At 68.5% G+C, this 17417-nt stretch carries 13 protein-coding genes; 9 read left to right on the top strand and 4 right to left on the bottom strand.

Annotated features, from left to right (window positions below; all coding sequences use genetic code 11):
• Positions 1-43: 43 nt before the first annotated feature.
• The 6 genes from ABZ863_RS06350 (at position 44) to ABZ863_RS06325 (ending at position 7235) form a co-directional block, all read left to right on the top strand.
• Positions 44-1657, top strand: coding sequence for a carboxyl transferase domain-containing protein (locus ABZ863_RS06350; protein WP_358531800.1), 1614 nt, complete (start codon positions 44-46; stop codon positions 1655-1657).
• Between the two features lie 7 nt (positions 1658-1664).
• Entirely contained in the window at positions 1665-3638 is a 1974-nt protein-coding gene (locus ABZ863_RS06345; protein ID WP_358531684.1) for a biotin carboxylase N-terminal domain-containing protein, read from the top strand.
• Positions 3635-4789: an acyl-CoA dehydrogenase family protein gene (locus tag ABZ863_RS06340; RefSeq protein ID WP_358531682.1), complete on the top strand. Its 1155-nt coding sequence runs from the start codon at positions 3635-3637 to the stop codon at positions 4787-4789. The genes ABZ863_RS06345 and ABZ863_RS06340 overlap by 4 nt, the downstream gene beginning before the upstream one ends.
• A gap of 70 nt (positions 4790-4859) precedes the next feature.
• On the top strand, positions 4860-5627 hold the full coding sequence (gene map, locus ABZ863_RS06335) for a type I methionyl aminopeptidase (RefSeq protein ID WP_358531681.1): 768 nt from the start codon (positions 4860-4862) through the stop codon (positions 5625-5627).
• Positions 5624-6154: a GNAT family N-acetyltransferase gene (locus ABZ863_RS06330; protein ID WP_358531679.1), complete on the top strand. Its 531-nt coding sequence runs from the start codon at positions 5624-5626 to the stop codon at positions 6152-6154. The genes map and ABZ863_RS06330 overlap by 4 nt, the downstream gene beginning before the upstream one ends.
• A 16-nt stretch (positions 6155-6170) precedes the next feature.
• The gene (locus ABZ863_RS06325; RefSeq protein ID WP_358531677.1) at positions 6171-7235 is read left to right on the top strand and encodes an alpha/beta fold hydrolase; all 1065 of its coding nucleotides are present in this window, start codon (positions 6171-6173) and stop codon (positions 7233-7235) included.
• Positions 7236-7250: 15 nt separating this feature from the next.
• Here the strand turns inward: ABZ863_RS06325 and ABZ863_RS06320 are convergent, their stop codons facing one another.
• A complete protein-coding gene (locus tag ABZ863_RS06320; protein WP_358531675.1) occupies positions 7251-8348 on the bottom strand; it encodes an LLM class flavin-dependent oxidoreductase in 1098 nt (365 codons plus the stop codon).
• 217 nt (positions 8349-8565) lie between these two features.
• On the opposite strand from ABZ863_RS06320, the gene ABZ863_RS06315 reads away from it, so the two are divergent.
• Positions 8566-9756 carry an RtcB family protein gene (locus tag ABZ863_RS06315; RefSeq protein WP_358531673.1) on the top strand — a complete coding sequence of 397 codons (1191 nt, stop codon included), beginning with the start codon at positions 8566-8568 and terminating at the stop codon, positions 9754-9756.
• 350 nt (positions 9757-10106) lie between these two features.
• Here the strand turns inward: ABZ863_RS06315 and ABZ863_RS06310 are convergent, their stop codons facing one another.
• The 3 genes from ABZ863_RS06310 to ABZ863_RS06300 form a co-directional block, all read right to left on the bottom strand.
• The gene (locus tag ABZ863_RS06310; RefSeq protein WP_358531671.1) at positions 10107-11315 is read right to left on the bottom strand and encodes an acyl-CoA dehydrogenase family protein; all 1209 of its coding nucleotides are present in this window, start codon (positions 11313-11315) and stop codon (positions 10107-10109) included.
• 10 nt (positions 11316-11325) lie between these two features.
• Positions 11326-12591, bottom strand: coding sequence for an acyl-CoA dehydrogenase family protein (locus tag ABZ863_RS06305; RefSeq protein WP_358531798.1), 1266 nt, complete (start codon positions 12589-12591; stop codon positions 11326-11328).
• A gap of 78 nt (positions 12592-12669) precedes the next feature.
• Positions 12670-13869 carry a TetR/AcrR family transcriptional regulator gene (locus ABZ863_RS06300; protein WP_358531670.1) on the bottom strand — a complete coding sequence of 400 codons (1200 nt, stop codon included), beginning with the start codon at positions 13867-13869 and terminating at the stop codon, positions 12670-12672.
• A 117-nt stretch (positions 13870-13986) separates the two neighbouring features.
• Between ABZ863_RS06300 and ABZ863_RS06295 the strand changes: the two genes are divergently transcribed.
• Together ABZ863_RS06295 and ABZ863_RS06290 are read left to right on the top strand one after the other, a co-directional pair.
• Positions 13987-15198, top strand: coding sequence for an acetyl-CoA C-acetyltransferase (locus tag ABZ863_RS06295; RefSeq protein WP_358531668.1), 1212 nt, complete (start codon positions 13987-13989; stop codon positions 15196-15198).
• Positions 15195-17366, top strand: coding sequence for a 3-hydroxyacyl-CoA dehydrogenase NAD-binding domain-containing protein (locus ABZ863_RS06290; protein WP_358531666.1), 2172 nt, complete (start codon positions 15195-15197; stop codon positions 17364-17366). The genes ABZ863_RS06295 and ABZ863_RS06290 overlap by 4 nt, the downstream gene beginning before the upstream one ends.
• The last annotated feature ends 51 nt before the right edge of the window (positions 17367-17417 follow it).

The following is a 17417-nucleotide window of genomic DNA, read 5'->3' as shown; positions in this document are numbered from 1 at the left end:
GTTGGCAGCCGTGGACGTTAACGGCTGCTAACCTGAGGGCGTGATGGACACTCCGGCGCTCACCAGCTCCGCGGATCCGCAGAGTGACGCCTTTGTGCGCAACGCGGGCACGCACGCGGAACTCGTGGCGGATCTGCACAAGCGGCTCGCCGCGGCGCGGCTCGGCGGCCCCGAGAAGGCTCGTTCCCGCCATGTGGACCGCGGCAAGCTGCTGCCACGTGACCGGGTCGACGCGTTGCTCGATCCCGGCTCGCCGTTCCTCGAACTCGCCCCGCTCGCGGCGACCGGTCTCTACGACGACGAGGCGCCATCGGCCGGGATCATCACCGGGATCGGGCGGGTGTCCGGCCGCGAGTGCGTCGTGGTGGCCAACGACGCGACCGTCAAGGGTGGCACCTACTACCCGATGACGGTCAAGAAGCACCTGCGGGCGCAGGAGGTCGCACTGCACAACAACCTGCCGTGTGTCTACCTCGTTGACTCCGGTGGTGCCTTCCTGCCCCGCCAGGACGACGTCTTCCCCGACCGCGAGCACTTCGGCCGGATCTTCTACAACCAGGCCACGATGTCCGCGCGCGGCATCCCGCAGATCGCCGCCGTCCTCGGTTCCTGCACGGCGGGCGGCGCCTACGTGCCAGCCATGAGCGACGAAGCGGTGATCGTGCGCAACCAGGGCACGATCTTCCTCGGTGGGCCGCCGCTGGTGAAGGCGGCCACCGGTGAGGTGGTCACAGCCGAGGAACTCGGTGGCGGGGACGTGCACGCCCGCTCGTCCGGGGTCACCGACCACCTCGCCGCCGACGACGCCGACGCACTGCGCATGGTTCGCTCGATCGTCTCGACGCTCGGCCCCAGGGCACCGCGGCCATGGGACGTCGTTCCCGCCGAGGAGCCCGCCGTGGATCCGCGTGAGCTCTACGGCGTGGTGCCCACCGATCCACGCACGCCCTACGACGTACGCGAGGTCATCGCGCGAATCGTGGACGGCAGCCGGTTCGGGGAGTTCAAAAAGGAATACGGTGCCACGCTCGTCACCGGTTTCGCCCGGATACACGGACATCCGGTGGGGATCATCGCCAACAACGGCGTGCTGTTCGCGGAGTCGGCGCTCAAGGGCGCGCACTTCATCGAGCTGTGCGACCGGCGCTCGATCCCGTTGCTGTTCCTGCAGAACATCACCGGTTTCATGGTGGGAAGGGCTTATGAGGCCGGCGGGATCGCCAAGCACGGCGCCAAGATGGTCACCGCCGTGGCCTGCGCGCGCGTGCCGAAGTTCACGGTGATCATCGGCGGTTCCTTCGGCGCGGGGAACTATTCGATGTGCGGACGTGCCTACTCGCCGAGGTTCCTGTGGATGTGGCCGAACGCCCGCATATCCGTGATGGGTGGCGAGCAGGCCGCTTCGGTGCTGGCGACCGTGCGCAGGGACGCCTCCGAGGCCAGGGGTGAGGAGTGGTCCGCCGCCGACGAGGAGGCGTTCAAGGAACCGATCCGCGCCCAGTACGAGCACCAGGGCAACCCGTACTACTCGACCGCTCGGCTGTGGGACGACGGCGTGATCGATCCCATGGACACGCGCATGGTGCTTGGCCTCGCGCTCTCGGCCGCGGCCAACGCACCACTGGAACCCATCGGCTACGGCGTCTTCAGGATGTGATCGCGAGATGTTCGACACCGTTCTGGTCGCCAACCGTGGCGAGATCGCCGTCCGTGTAGTAAACACCTTGCGCCGCATGGGAATCCGGTCCGTCGCAGTCTACAGTGACGTCGACGCCGGCGCCCGGCACGTACGCGATGCCGACGCCGCCGTCCGAATCGGACCGCCCGAGGTGGCGCGAAGCTATCTGTCCATTCCGGACGTCGTGCGGGCTGCGGTGGACAGCGGCGCGCAGGCCGTACATCCCGGTTACGGCTTCCTCGCGGAGAACGCGCGGTTCGCGCAGGCATGTGCGGACGCGGGCCTGGTGTTCATCGGCCCGCCGGTGCCCGCCATCGAGGCGATGGGCGACAAGATCCGCGCGAAGGAGACCGTGTCGTCCGCCGGCGTGCCCGTCGTTCCTGGACGATCCGATGTGGACGATTTCGTGGCAGCAGCCGCCGAGGTCGGCTACCCCGTGCTGCTCAAGCCGTCCGCGGGTGGGGGCGGCAAGGGAATGCGACTGGTAACCGATCCTCGGGAGCTGGCCGATGCGGTCGAGTCCGCGCAACGTGAGGCCAGAGGTGCGTTCGGCGACGACCGCCTGCTGGTGGAACGGTTTGTCAGTTCCCCGCGGCACATCGAGATCCAGGTGCTCGCCGACAGCCATGGCACCGTGATCCACCTCGGGGAACGTGAGTGCAGCCTGCAGCGGCGGCACCAGAAGATCATCGAGGAGGCGCCGTCGACGCTGCTGGATGCCGCCACCAGGGCCCGCATGGGCGCCGCCGCGGTCGAGGCGGCGCGCTCGGTCGGCTACGTCGGCGCGGGAACCGTCGAGTTCATCGTGTCGGCAACGAACCCCGGCGAGTTCTTCTTCATGGAGATGAACACGCGCCTGCAGGTCGAGCACCCGGTGACGGAGCTGGTCACCGGGATCGACCTCGTCGAATGGCAGCTGCGCGTTGCCGCGGGGGAAGCACTCACGCTCGCGCAGGACGACATTCGTCTTGACGGGCACGCCGTCGAGGCGCGGGTCTATGCCGAGGACCCCGCCCGCGGCTTCATCCCGACCGGTGGCACCGTGCTGCGGCTGGTCGAACCGAGTGGCGACGGTGTGCGCGTGGACTCGGGGCTACGCACCGGCACGGTCGTGGGCTCCCGCTACGACCCGATGCTCGCCAAGGTCGTCGCGTGGGCGCCGGATCGTGCGGCGGCGCTGCATCGGCTCGACCGGGCGCTGGCGGACACCGCCATCCTCGGCGTACACACCAACGTGCCGTTCCTGCGCGCACTCTTGCGGGACAGCGAGGTGCGCGCAGGAAGCCTGGACACGGGTCTCGTGGAGCGCAAGCTGTCCACATTGGTCGCCGACACCGTGCCCGCGGACTTCTTCATCGCTGCCGCGCTCGACCGGCTGCTCGGGTTGTACCCGGCCGGTCCGATCGTGGACCCTTGGAAGGTCCCCAGTGGCTGGCGGCTCGGCGCGAGCGCGAGCGTGACGTTCCGGTTGCGCGCGGAGCAGACCGAAGCACTCGTGCGCATCGAAGGGTCGCCGGCCGATGCACTGGTGAGTGTGGACGGTGCCGAACCGGTTGCCGCGTCGGCCGAGCGCACCACGTCCGGTCTCGCCGTGCACCGCGCCGGTGCCTATCTGCACTACGAGCGTGCGGACGCGCCGGACGGCAGGCTGTGGCTTGCCAGGGAGGGGCACGGCGTCGTGATCGGCGAGCGGCCGAACCTGCTCGCCGGCCACGCCGACGACATCGCGGCTGGACCGGTCACCAGCCCGATGCCAGGCACCGTGCTCGTGGTCAAGGTCGCTCGCGGCGATGTCGTGGGGGCCGGGGCACCGCTGCTCGTCGTTGAGGCCATGAAGATGGAACACACCATCACCGCGCCGGTCGACGGCGTCGTCACCGAACTCCACGTCCAGGCCGGCCAACAGGTCGCCCTCGACGAACCACTCGCCCTTGTCACCCCGGAGGAGCAGGCATCATGATCGACTTCAGACTCGACGACGAGTACGAAGCACTGCGCAAGACGGTGCACGATTTCGCGCAGGCGGAGGTCGCGCCGGTGATCGGCGGTTTCTACGAGCGCGAGGAGTTCCCATACGACCTCGTCGCGCAGATGGGCCGGATGGGCCTGTTCGGACTGCCGTTCCCGGAGGAGTACGGCGGCATGGGCGGTGACTACTTCGCGCTCTGCCTGGCGCTGGAGGAACTGGCGCGGGTCGACTCGTCCGTGGCGATCACGCTCGAGGCCGGCGTGTCGCTCGGCGCGATGCCCATCTACCGTTTCGGTTCCGCAGAGCAGAAGCAGCGGTGGCTGCCCGCGCTGTGCGCGGGCGAGGCGCTCGGCGCGTTCGGCCTCACCGAGCCCGGTGGCGGGTCCGACGCGGGAGCCACCCGTACCACCGCGCGGCTGGAGAACGGTGAATGGGTGATCAACGGCAGCAAGGCGTTCATCACCAACTCCGGCACCGACATCACGCGGCTGGTCACCGTCACCGCCGTCACCGGTGCGCGGCCGGACGGTCACAAGGAGATCTCGGCGATCATCGTCCCGTCGGGCACACCGGGATTCGTTGTGGCGCCGAAGTATTCGAAGGTCGGCTGGAATGCCTCGGACACCCACGAGCTGTCATTCGACGACTGCAGGGTGCCTGCGGAGAACCTGCTGGGTGAGCAGGGCCGCGGCTACGCGCAGTTTCTGTCTATTTTGGATGAAGGGCGGATCGCCATCGCGGCGTTGAGCGTTGGGCTGGCGCAGGGTTGTGTCGACGAGTGCCTGCGCTACGTCGGCGAGCGGGAGGCGTTCGGCCACAAGATCGGTACGTACCAGGCGATCCAGTTCAAGATCGCCGACATGGAGACCCGCGCGCACACGGCGCGCCTTGCCTACTACCAGGCGGCGGCGAAGATGCTGCGTGGCGAGCCGTTCAAGAAGGAGGCGGCCATCGCGAAGCTGGTGTCGTCCAATGCCGCGATGGACAACGCGCGGGAGGCGACGCAGATCTTCGGCGGTTATGGCTTCATGAACGAGTTCCCGGTCGGCCGGTTCTACCGGGACGCCAAGATTCTCGAGGTCGGCGAGGGTACGAGCGAGGTCCAGCGCATGCTGATCGCGCGGGAGCTCGGACTGCCGTGACGCCTGCTGTGCCGGGGCCGCCGCATGTGATAGATGTACCGGTATAACTATCCCGATTGAGGTGGCATGCGTGATCGAACTGAAGACCCCGGGTGAGCTGGACGCGATGCGCCTGGCGGGCAAGGTGGTCGCCACGGCGTTGCACGCGGTGCGCGATGCGGCGGCGGTCGGCACGTCGCTCATGGAGCTGGACGAGGTAGCGGCCGGCGTCCTCGCCCAGGCGGGCGCGCGGTCGTCGTTCCTCAACTACCACCCGCGGTTCGCCCCCAGCCCGTACCCCGCCGTGCTGTGCACGAGTGTCAACGACGCCGTGGTCCACGGCATCCCCACCGGCTACCGGCTGCGCGATGGTGACCTGCTCGGTATCGACTTCGGTGCCGAGGTCGACGGCTGGCACGGCGACTCGGCCATCAGCTTCGTCGTCGGTACCCCGGATCCACGCGATCTGGAGCTGATCGCCACCACCGAGCGGGCGCTCATGGCCGGGATCGGCGCCGCGCAGCCGGGTAACCGGCTCGGTGACATCGGCGCCGCGATCGGCGCCATCGGCCGACGAGCGGGGTACGGCCTGCTCGCCGACCACGGTGGACACGGCGTCGGCCGCGCCATGCACGAGGAGCCGCACGTGCCCAACGAGGGCAAGGCAGGCGAGGGCCTGCAGCTGCGTCCCGGCATGGTGCTGGCGATCGAGCCGATGTTCGTGGCCGGAGGCGGGGACGACTACCGCGTCGGCGATGACGGCTGGACGCTGTACACCGCGGACGGCAGCCGGGCCGCCCACGTCGAGCACACGATCGCCGTCACGGCCGACGGTCCGCGTATCCTCACGCAGCCATGACGGACATCCGTCTTCGACCGGGCGGCCCCGACGATGCCGGGCCGCTGTTGACGATGTTCGACGGCGCGGTGGCGTGGCTGGCCGCCAACGGTCGCGAGGGACAGTGGGGCACCGAGCAGTGGTCGGGCGATCCCAAGCGGCGCGCGCGGGTAGACGGCTGGGCCACCGGCGGCAACCTGCTGATCGCCGAAATCGACGGGGAGCCCGCTGGTGCGACGGCTTTCGCCGAGCGGCCGCCCGCGCACATTCCGCCCGTCGACGAGCGGGAGCTCTACATCGACCTGCTCATCACAGCGCGAGAGCACACCGGGCGCGGGGTTGGTGCGCTCCTGCTCGGCCAGGCCAGGCTCGAGGCCCGAAGGCGCGGCGTCGGCCTCGTCCGCGTCGACTGCTGGGCCGGTGGTGACGGCGCGCTGGTGCGCTACTACAGCGGGCAGGGATTCACGCCGACGCAGCGGTTCCAGGTGGGCGATTGGGTCGGCCAGGTCTTCGAGGACCGCCTGGTCAGTTACCGTTTCCCTGGGTAGGAGCTAGGGAGGGACGATGGCGTCACCACCGGCGCGGTTGGTGTCCGCGGCGTCCAACGTCGCGGCGAAGGTGCTCCACGGCGGGGTGGCTGATCTGCGGCCGATCCCGCGGGTGGTCATCGACAAGGGCCCCAACCGGTCGGTCTACCGGATGACCAGTGTCGGCGGCGCAACCCTGTCCGGGGCGCCGATCCTGCTGGTGCCGCCGCTTGCGGCCCCGGCGCTGTGCTTCGACCTGCGCCGCGGATGCAGCCTCGCCGAGCATCTGGTGGATGGCGGCAGGCGTACCTACCTGGTCGACTACGGCATCGTCGCGTTCGCCGACCGCGGACTGGGTATCGAGCACTGGATCGAGGAGGTGCTGCCGCGCGCGATCCGCAAGGTGAGCGCGGATGCGGGCGGTGAGGGTGTGCATCTCGTGGCGTGGTGCCTCGGCGGCATCTTCGCGCTGCTGGCCGCGGCCGACCAGCAGGAGCTGCCGGTCGCATCGATCACCACCATCGGGGCGCCCTTCGATGTCACGGCGATCCCGCTGGTGGCGCCGTTGCGGCCGCTGGTCGAGGCGACGGGCGGGTATCTGCTCACGCCGATCTACCGGCTGCTCGGCGGCGCACCGTCCACTGTGGTCAGTCGAGTGTTCAAGGCGACGGGACTGCACAAGGAGATCACCAAGCCGCTGGCGATCCTGTCCAATTTGGACGACCGCGATTTCCTGGCGCAGATCGAGGCCGTCGATCACTTCATGGACAACATGATCGCCTATCCGGGTCGTACATTCGGGCAGCTGTACCATCGGTTCTTCCGTGCCAACGATCTCGTGGGTGGCAGCATCGACCTTTGTGGCCGGACGATCTCGCTGTCCGCGGTGCGGGTGCCCACGCTCGTGATCGCGGGGGACAGCGACGTGATCGCCCCGCGGCGGTCCGTCGAGCGGTTGGTGGCCCTGCTGGAGAATGCGCCGGAGGTGCGTTTCGAGCTTGCCCCCGGCGGTCACCTCGGCGTGCTCACCGGCCGCCGCGCGCGTGCGACGACCTGGCGACACATCGACACTTTCCTCGACAAGCAGTTGACCTCGAGTTAGAGGTCGCGCTCGCGTTCATCGGGTTCCTCCGCCGACCGGCGCGGCGTTGGCGGCGAGCAGCGAGGCGTGGGTGGGGGCGTCGGGCACGTGGGCGGGTCGCCTGGCCGCGAACTCCTTGCGCAGCACCGGAATGACCTCCTCGCCGAGCAGGTCCAGCTGTTCGAGCACCGTCTTCAGCGGCAGGCCGGCGTGGTCGACGAGGAAGAGCTGGCGCTGGTAGTCGCCGAAGTGCTCGCGGAACGTCAGCGTCTTGTCGATGACCTGCTGGGGACTGCCGACGGTCAGCGGTGTCTGCTCGGTGAAGTCCTCCAGCGACGGACCGTGGCCGTAGACGGGAGCGTTGTCGAAGTACGGCCGGAACTCGCGCACGGCGTCCTGGGAGTTCTTGCGCATGAAGACCTGTCCGCCGAGGCCGACGATCGCCTGGTCCGCCGATCCGTGGCCGTAGTGCTCGAAGCGCTGCCGGTACAGCTCGATGAGGCGCATGAAGTGCTCCTTCGGCCAGAAGATGTTGTTGGCGAAGAAACCGTCGCCGTAGTAGGCGGCCTGCTCGGCGATCTCGGGGCTGCGGATCGAACCGTGCCACACGAACGGAGGCACCCCGTCCAGCGGGCGCGGCGTCGAGGTGAAGCCCTGCAGTGGCGTGCGGAACCGCCCCTCCCAGTCGACGACGTCCTTGCGCCAGAGCTCGTGCAGCAGGGCGTAGTTCTCGATGGCCAGCGGGATTCCCTGGCGGATGTCCTGGCCGAACCAGGGGTAGACGGGCCCGGTGTTGCCGCGGCCGAGCATGAGGTCGACGCGCCCGTCGGCAAGGTGCTGCAGCATGGCGAAGTCCTCGGCGATCTTCACCGGGTCGTTCGTGGTGATGAGGGTTGTTGAGGTGGACAGGATCAGCCGCTCGGTGCGTGCGGCGACGTAGCCGAGCATGGTCGTCGGCGAGGAGGGAACGAAGGGCGGGTTGTGGTGCTCGCCGGTGGCGAAGACGTCGAGGCCGACCTCTTCGGCCTTGAGCGCGATCGCCACCATCGCCTTGATCCGCTCGTGTTCCCTCGGCGTGCGGCCATTCGTCGGGTCGGTCGTGACATCGCCGACGGTGAAGATCCCGAACTGCATTGCACTCACCAGCTCCAGATAGTTGCTTGTTCAACTACCTATCCTAACCGGTCGCCGATCCGTTTTGTTCCCACCCCGCGAGTCCCCCGCTCAGGCGCGCGAGTCCCCCGCTCCAGCGCGCGAGTTGCCCGTTCAGGCTCCGCGGGTAATCCAGTTGCTCGCAAGTGGGTACACCGGTGAAGCTGGTCCGCCTGATCCAGACGAGGAAAGGACTGACATGCACACCGCGGTCGACGGCGCGAGGGTGCCGATCCGGATGTGGGCCGACCCACAGTCGGTCGAACCGGCGGCGATGCGACAGCTGAACAACGTCGCGAACCTGCCCTGGGTGCACGGTCTCGCGGTGATGCCCGACGTGCACTACGGCAAGGGAGCGACCGTCGGCAGTGTGATCGCGATGCGCGACGCCGTGTCGCCCGCGGCCGTCGGCGTGGACATCGGCTGCGGGATGAGCGCTGTACGTACTTCGCTGACGGCGGAGGACCTGCCGGACGACCTCGGGCGGCTCCGGCGGCGGATCGAGTCGGCTGTGCCGGTGGGTTTCGCGATGCACAAGACGCCGGTGCCGCCGGCGCACGTGCCGGGTACCGGTGGCTGGGACGGGTTCTGGGGCGCCTTCGGTGACCTGCACGGCGGCGTGCAGAACCTGCGCGAGCGTGCGCGGGCGCAGCTCGGCAGCCTTGGCGGCGGCAACCACTTCATCGAGGTCTGCCTGGAGCAGGGTGGCCCGGATGCCGGCCAGGTGTGGCTGATGCTGCATTCCGGGTCGCGCGGTATCGGCAACGAGCTGGCGAAGCGGCACATCGACGTGGCGCGGCGGCTGCGGCACAACGCCGATCTGCCGGATCCGGATCTGGCCGTGTTCGTTGCCGGCACGTCGGAGATGGCGGCGTACCGCAGGGACCTGTTCTGGGCGCAGGAGTACGCGGCGCGCAACCGGGCGACGATGGTCGCGCTGGTGCAGCGCGCGCTGGCGGACACGGTGCCGGGCGTGCGTTTCGACGAACCGATCTCCTGCCACCACAACTACGTGGCCGAGGAGGTCTACGACGGCGTCGAGGTGCTGGTGACGCGGAAGGGCGCGATCCGTGCGGGCCTGGGTGATCGCGGGATCATTCCGGGCAGCATGGGTACCGGCTCCTACATCGTGCGGGGGCTCGGGAACGAGCAGTCGTTCCAGTCGGCATCGCACGGTGCGGGCAGGCGGATGTCCCGGACCAAGGCGCGCAAGACGTTCACCGCTGCGGACCTAGTGGCCCAGACCACCGGCGTGGAGTGCCGCAAGGACGCCGGCGTGGTGGACGAGATTCCGGCTGCCTACAAGGATATCGAGTCGGTCATTGCGGCGCAGACGGATCTGGTCGAGGTGGTAGCCCATCTCAAGCAGGTCGTCTGCGTGAAGGGCTAGCGAGCGTGCGAGTCCCCCGTTCCGGTGCGCGAGTCTCCCGTTCCGGTGCGCGAGTCCCCCGTTGTGGCGCGTGAGTTGCCCGTTCTGGCAGGCGAGTTGCCGCTGTGGCAGGGGGGCTCGCCGCTGCCACCCGAGTGCGGGAACGAACTGTCGTCGACGGACCGTTGCGGTTGGCGGGACTGCGGGTTCGGCGATCGCAGCCTGATCGGAAGCGCCGAAGGCACACTGGGTTGCATCGGGCCCGAGGGCTTTCGCGCACCGGAGCGGGCGACTCGCGCACCGGAGCGGGCGACTCGCGCACCGGAGCGGGGGACTCACACGCCTGGGCGGGGGACTCGCGCGTAGCGGAGCTACTTCAGCTCCGCGCTCGTCTTTCCCAGCAGCCGACGGGCGACGATGAGTTGTTGGATTTGTTGGGTGCCTTCGAAGATGTCCAGGATCTTCGCGTCGCGGCTCCACTTTTCCAGTAGCGATTCCTCCGTGTAGCCGACTGTGCCGGCGAGTTCCACGCAGCGCAGGGTGATGTCCACAACGGAGCGTCCCGCCTTCGCCTTGGCCATGGAGGCCTGCAGCGAGTTCGGTTTGCGGTTGTCCGCCATCCAGGCCGATTCGAGCGTCAGCAGGTACGCCGCCTCATAGTCGGCCTCCAGCTCGAGATATGCAGCCGCGGCGGCGTGCTGGGCGTGCGCCGGTTTGTCGTAGTCGACGGTGATTCCTGCCTCGGCCAGTAGCTTCGCGGTCTCCTCGAGCGCGGCCCGCGCGACCCCGATCGCCATCGCCGCCACCAGCGGGCGCGTGTTGTCGAAGGTCTGCATCACGCCCGCGAAGCCGCTGCGCGTGTCGATTTCGGGGGAGCCGAGCAGATTTTCCTTGGGCACACGGCAGTTCTCGAACCGCAGCACCGCTGTATCCGACGCACGGATCCCGAGCTTGTGCTCCAACCGCACGACCTCGAAACCCGGCGTGCCCTTCTCCACGACGAACGACTTGATCGCCGCACGCCCCATCGACCGGTCCAAAGTGGCCCAGACGACCACGGCATCCGCGCGCTGGCCGGCGGTCACGAAGATCTTCTCGCCATTGAGCACATAGGAGTCGCCATCGAGCGCTGCGGTGGCCGTGATGGCAGCTGAATCGGAACCGCAGCCCGGCTCGGTGATCGCCATCGCGGCCCACCTGCCCGCGAAGCGTTGCAGCTGCTCGTCGTTGGCCACCGATGCGATGGCGGCGTTGCCAAGACCCTGCCGGGGCAACGACAACAGCAGCGCCACGTCGCCCCAGCACATCTCGATCGTGCCGAGCACGGTGCTGAGGTTGCCGCCGTTGCGGTTGCCTGTGGCTTCGCCGTCGTCCCTGCGCCGTACGCCCGCCGCACCCGCTCCGCTTTCACCGGAGGTGTTCAGCCCGTCCAGCAACGCGGCCAGCATGTCGAGCTCCACCGGGTAGGCGTGCTCGGCGCGGTCGTACTTGCGCGAGATGGGCCGGAAGACCTCGGCCGCGGCCTGGTGCGCCTGGTTGACGAGCGTCCTGGCCTTCTTCGGTACCTCGAGATTGATCACGGCAGCCCTTTCAGAGGAGTACGACGCCTTCGAGCACGCCGATGGCGCGCAGATCGCGGTACCACCGCTCGACGGGATGCTCCTTGACGAAGCCGTGCCCGCCGAGCAGCTGAACCCCGGTGCTGCCGATCCGCATGCCCTTGTCCGCGGCGAGTTTGCGTGCCAGCGCCACCTCGCGCGCATACGGAAGGCCCTGCTCGGCGCGCGCCGCGGCACGCAGCATGACCAGCCGCATGCCCTCCAGTTCGATGGCGATGTCGGCGACCTGGAAAGCGACACCCTGGCGATGACTGATCGGCTCGCCGAACGCTTCTCGCTCGTTGACGTAGGGGATCACGTAGTCGAGCACAGCCTTACCGGTGCCGCAGGCGAGTGCCGCCCAGCCCAGCCGGGACAGCCGCACGACTTCGGTGAACACCTCCGCTCGCCCGCCGCCGAGCAGCGCGCCGGCCGGCAGGTTGACCTTGTCGAGCAACAGCCTTCCGGTCGCGGCCCCGCGTAGCCCCATCGCCGGCTCAGCCTCGATGGTCACACCGGCGTTCGACGACTCCACAATGAACAGAGCCGGGCCGCGCCCTTCGAGGTCGGCCGATACGATGAACAGCTCCGCCTGCGCGGCGCGGGGGACGAGCGACTTCGCGCCGTCGAGCCGGTAGCCGTTCGGTGTGCGCCTGGCACGCGCCGCCGGGCGAAACGGATCGAACAGTGGCGTGCGCTCCTGCAACGCCAGCGCGGCCGCCGGAACGTTGTCGCCGGCGAACGACGGCAGGTAGGTCGCCTGCTGATCCGCATCGCCCCACTGGACGAGAGCGTTGCTGACAGCGGACGGCGCGAGCATGGCCACCGTGAGCGCGAGATCGCCGTGCCCGAGTGCCTCAGCGATGAGTGCGCTGGTGACGACCGACCGTTCGGTGCCGGCACCTCCCAGTTCCTCCGGGATGCCGAGGAGTGTCACACCGAGCTCCGCCGCCCTGCGGAGCAGTCCGTCCGGCGGGGCGAGTTTCGTGTCGGCCTCGGCGGCGGCCGGCCGGAGCTCCTCGGCGGCGAACTCGCCGACCGTGTCGACGATGAGCTGCTGCTCGTCGGTGGGCGTCAGGTCGAACAGCCCGGTGCCCTCGGCCGGTGCCAACCGTGCGGGCTTGGCAAGCCGGGTCGCCGCGCGGAAGCCGGTGCGGGTGGCCGCAGCAACGGCGTTCTGCACGGGTTTGCGCAGCCCAGTCCGATCGAGGAGCGTGCTCCCGGCCAGACGAGTGAGGGCGGCGAAGCCGAAGCCCATCGCGTCGCGCTTGTTCTGCGGCGTCTGTCCGGACACGATCCTCCCCTTCACTTACCTACTCGTGGGTAGGTTAGCAGGTCAGGCGATACGCAGAACAGCCGTCATGACCGTCACCAGTTCGGCTGCCAGTGCGGGGCGCGAGCTGACCCGGCGCGTGCGCGTGAGGTCGTTGGCGATGGTGAGCGCGGCGTGCACGGTGATCCTGGCCTCCCTGGCATTCAACTCGGGATGCACGGCTTCCAGCAGGCCCACCCACCTTGCGACGTAGTCGCGCTGGATACGGAGCAGGTCCGCGCGGTCGCGCTCCTCGATGTGCACGCGGTCCACCGAGAACGACGCCAGCAGATCGGGTGGCCCGGTCAGGGTCGCGACATACGACTCGGCGAGTCTGCGCAGTGCCTCCCGCTCGTCCGGGGGCGCACTCGTCCGCAGTGCGTAGTCGGCTGCCAGCGCCAGCCGGTCGGCAGCGCGCCTTCCGATCGCGGCGAGCAGGGCGGCTTTGCTCGGGAAGTGGCGGTAGACGCTCGGCCCCGCGATGCCGGCGGCCTTGCCGATGTCCTCCATGCTCACGGCCGTGAAGCCGTGCCTGCGGAACAGTTCGGCGGCAGCGGTGAGCAGCTGCTCGCGCCGGGATGGCGTGCCGAATGCGCGGGCGGCCTCGATCGGGGACGCCTGCTCGGCGAGCCGCGGCAGCTGGGCGTGCAGCACCCGGAGTGCGATGTCGACGAGCAGCTGCGCGAACCGCTGTTTCGCAATGCTCGTGTGGTGCACCGAGACACTGCCGAACACCGACAATGTCGCCCAGCACAGCAGCTCGGCGTCGTCGGCGGCCAGTTCGGGACGCATGCTCATGAGCACCTTGGCCCACATCGCGAGCATCGCCGCGGACCGTTCGCGGATGGCGCGCTGGTTCTCCGTGTTGAGGTGGCGGCCCTCCCACCGCCACAGCGCGGCGACCTCGCGCCGCTCGACCGACTTGGTCGCCAGGCTCGTCAGGAGTGCGTGAATCTGCTCAGGCGTCGGCGGCTCGGCGACCCCCACCGCAGCCTCGGTCGCTGCCGCCATCTCCTCGAGGTTGGCGAGTAGCACATGCCCGAGGATCGCCTGCTTGTCGGCGAAGTGGCGATACAGGGCCGGGCCGGTCACGCCGGCCGCCGCCGCGATGTCGTTGATGCCGACGCCCTGGTAGCCGCGGGCGCGAAACAGCTCCGACGCGACAGTCGCCAGCTGGCTCCTGCGGTCGCGTGGACGCGTGCTCTTCGAGTTCTGCTCAGCCATACGTGATCCCACTTTAGCGGTAGTTGACCTCATAACAACCCGTTGACAGCATGGGAAGAGGGCGCATTATGTTAGTAGCGATTAGCATCAAAGAAGAGGCCAGGAAGGATCGTTCGTGTGAGTACAGAGGCGTTCATCTACGAGGCGATCCGCACGCCTCGTGGCAAGAACAAGGGCGGATCCCTGCACGGGACCAAGCCGATCGACCTGCTGGTCGGCCTGATCGACGAACTCAAGGCGCGCCACCCTGGCCTGGACCCGGCCGCGATCAACGACATCATTCTTGGCGTGGTCTCCCCGGTCGGGGACCAGGGCGGGGACATCGCGCGTACTGCCGCGATAGCGGCTGGTCTGCCCGACACGGTCGCCGGCGTGCAGCTCAACCGCTTCTGCTCGTCCGGCCTCGAAGCCGTCAACCAGGCCGCCGCGCGGGTGCGCTCCGGCTGGGAGAACCTGATCATCGCGGGCGGCGTCGAGTCCATGTCGCGGGTCCCGATGGGCTCCGACGGCGGCGCCGCGTTCATGGATCCGGCGACCAACTATGACACCTACTTCGTACCGCAGGGCATCGGTGCCGACCTGATCGCGACCGTCGAGGGCTTCTCGCGTGAGGACGTCGACCGCTTCGCCGTGCGCTCGCAGGAACGCGCCGAGGCCGCCTGGTCGGGTGGCTACTTCGCCAAGTCCGTCGTGCCGGTCAAGGACATCAACGGTGTGACGATCCTCGACCACGACGAGCACCGCAGGCCGGGCACGACGCTGGAGGCGCTCGGCAAGCTCAAGCCGTCCTTCGAGGGCATCGGCGACTTCGGCGGTTTCGACGCGGTGGCGCTGCAGAAGTACCACTGGATCGAGAAGATCGACCACGTGCACACCGGCGGGAACTCCTCCGGGATCGTCGACGGCGCCGCGCTCGTGCTGATCGGTGACGAGCAGGTGGGCAAGGACCTCGGGCTGACCCCGCGTGCCCGGATCGTCGCCGCGACCATCACCGGCTCCGACCCGACGATCATGCTGACCGGCCCGACACCTGCCACGCGGAAGGTGCTCGACATCGCCGGCCTGACCACCGACGACATCGATCTGTTCGAGCTCAACGAGGCGTTCGCCTCCGTCGTGCTCAAGTGGATGAAGGACCTGAAACTGCCGGACGAGAAGGTCAACGTCAACGGCGGCGCGATCGCCATGGGACATCCGCTCGGCGCCACCGGCGCCATGATCCTCGGCACCATGGTGGACGAGCTGGAGCGCCGCCAGGCCCGGCGCGCACTGCTGTCGCTGTGCATTGGCGGCGGCATGGGTATCGCGACGATCATCGAGCGGGTGTGACAATGACGAAGACAATTCGCTGGGAGCAGGATTCCGACGGCATCGTCGTGCTGACGCTCGACGACCCGGACCAGTCGGCGAACACGATGAACGACGCCTACCAGGAGTCCATTAAGCGGACCGCCGATCGCCTCGAAGCCGAGAAGGACTCGATCACCGGTGTTGTGGTGACCTCGGCCAAGAAGACGTTCTTCGCCGGTGGCGACCTCAACGACCTGATCAAGGCGACTCCCGAAGACGCCGAGCGTGTCACCCGGCTCGGCACCGAGCTCAAAGCGGCGCTGCGTAAGCTCGAGACGTTCGGCAAGCCGGTGGTCGCCGCCATCAACGGTGCCGCACTCGGTGGCGGGCTGGAGATCGCGCTCGCCTGCCACCACCGGATCGCAGCGGACGCCAAGGGCAGCGTCATCGGCCTGCCGGAGGTGACGCTCGGCCTGCTGCCCGGCGCCGGCGGCATCGTCCGCACCGTGCGCCTGCTCGGCATCCAGAACGCGATCCTCAACGTGCTCGTCCAGGGCCAGCGGCACAAGCCGGCCAAGGCGCTCGAACTCGGCCTCGTTCACGAACTGGTGGACACGGTCGAGGAACTGGTGCCCCGCGCCAAGGAGTGGATCAAGGCCAACCCCGAGGCGTCGGTACAGCCCTGGGACACGAAGGGCTACAAGATCCCCGGTGGCACGCCGTCGAACCCGAGCTTCGCGGCCAACCTTCCCGCGTTCCCGGCGAACCTGCGCAAGCAGCTCAAGGGCGCGCCGATGCCCGCGCCGCGCGCCATTCTCGCGGCGGCGGTCGAGGGTGCTCAGGTCGACTTCGACACGGCCTCGCTGATCGAAACCCGTTACTTCGTCAGCCTGGTGATCGGCCAGGTCGCGAAGAACATGACCAAGGCGTTCTTCTTCGACCTGCAGCACATCAACTCGGGCGGTTCGCGGCCTGCGGGCTACGAGAAGTACGAGGCGAAGAAGGTCGGCGTGCTCGGCGCGGGCATGATGGGCGCCGCGATCGCTTATGTGAGCGCGAAAGCCGGCATCGAGGTCGTGCTCAAGGACGTCTCCCTGGAGGCCGCCGAGAAGGGCAAGGGCTACGCCGCCAAGCTCGAGGAGAAGGCGCTGGCTCGCGGCAAGACCACCAAGGAGCGCTCCGAGGCGCTGCTGGCACGCATCACGCCGTCGGCGGACCCGGCCGACTTCAAGGGCGTCGACTTCGTGATCGAGGCCGTGTTCGAGAGCCAGGAGCTCAAGCACAAGGTCTTCGGCGAGATCGAGAGCATCGTCAACCCGGATGCCGTGCTCGGCTCCAACACCTCCACGTTGCCGATCACCGGGCTCGCCGAAGGTGTGCGGCGCCAGGAGGACTTCATCGGCATCCACTTCTTCTCGCCGGTGGACAAGATGCCGCTCGTGGAGATCATCCGCGGGGAGAAGACCTCGGATGCGACGCTGGCGAAGGTCTTCGACTACACGTTGCAGATCAAGAAGACGCCGATCGTGGTCAACGACAGCCGTGGCTTCTTCACCAGCCGGGTCATCGGCACCTTCATCAACGAGGCCGTCGCCGCTGTCGGCGAGGGCGTGGAGCCTGCGAGCATCGAGCAGGCCGGGGCGCAGGCGGGTTACCCTGCGCCGCCGCTGCAGCTGATGGACGAGCTGACGCTGACCCTGCCGCGCAAGATCCGGCAGGAGACGCGTGCGGCAGTGGAGGCCGCCGGTGGTGTGTGGCAGGAGCACGGTTCCGAGACCGTCATCAACCGGATGCTGGACGAGTTCGACCGCAAGGGGCGTTCAAGCGGGGCGGGGTTCTACGCCTACGACGAGGACGGCAAGCGGGCAGGCCTGTGGCCGGGCCTGCGCGAGGCGTTCAACAGCGGTAGTGCCACCGTCCCCTTCGAGGACCTCGAGGAGCGCATGCTCTTCGCCGAGGCGCTGGAGACTGTCAAGTGCTTCGACGAGGGCGTGCTGACCTCGGTGCAGGACGCCAACATCGGCTCGATCTTCGGCATCGGCTTCCCGGCGTGGACCGGTGGGGTCATCCAGTACATCAACCAGTACCCGGGTGGGCTGAACGGCTTCGTGGCGCGGGCGCGTGAGCTGGCGCAGCGCTACGGCGACCACTTCAATCCGCCGCAGTCCCTCGTCGACAAGGCCGAGAAGGGCGAGATCTTCGAGTAGCGGTACGCCACTGAGGGCCACCTTCCGTCGGGTTGGTGGCCCTCAGCGCTG

The organism is Saccharomonospora sp. NPDC046836, from assembly GCF_040645195.1.
GTDB lineage: Bacteria > Actinomycetota > Actinomycetes > Mycobacteriales > Pseudonocardiaceae > Prauserella_A.
The sequence above is the reverse complement of the archived record's forward strand: the minus strand, read 5'-3'. Positions and strand labels throughout refer to the sequence as shown.

Excerpts from the sequence above, each read along its gene's own strand:
- ABZ863_RS06340 (WP_358531682.1), top strand. The coding sequence starts at position 3,635 with ATGATCGACTTCAGACTCGACGACGAGTACGAAGCACTGCGCAAGACG.
- ABZ863_RS06350 (WP_358531800.1), top strand. The coding sequence starts at position 44 with ATGGACACTCCGGCGCTCACCAGCTCCGCGGATCCGCAGAGTGACGCC.
- ABZ863_RS06300 (WP_358531670.1), bottom strand. The coding sequence starts at position 13,869 with ATGGCTGAGCAGAACTCGAAGAGCACGCGTCCACGCGACCGCAGGAGC.
- ABZ863_RS06345 (WP_358531684.1), top strand. The coding sequence starts at position 1,665 with ATGTTCGACACCGTTCTGGTCGCCAACCGTGGCGAGATCGCCGTCCGT.
- ABZ863_RS06320 (WP_358531675.1), bottom strand. The coding sequence starts at position 8,348 with ATGCAGTTCGGGATCTTCACCGTCGGCGATGTCACGACCGACCCGACG.
- ABZ863_RS06330 (WP_358531679.1), top strand. The coding sequence starts at position 5,624 with ATGACGGACATCCGTCTTCGACCGGGCGGCCCCGACGATGCCGGGCCG.
- ABZ863_RS06305 (WP_358531798.1), bottom strand. The coding sequence starts at position 12,591 with ATGGGCTTCGGCTTCGCCGCCCTCACTCGTCTGGCCGGGAGCACGCTC.
- ABZ863_RS06315 (WP_358531673.1), top strand. The coding sequence starts at position 8,566 with ATGCACACCGCGGTCGACGGCGCGAGGGTGCCGATCCGGATGTGGGCC.
- ABZ863_RS06325 (WP_358531677.1), top strand. The coding sequence starts at position 6,171 with ATGGCGTCACCACCGGCGCGGTTGGTGTCCGCGGCGTCCAACGTCGCG.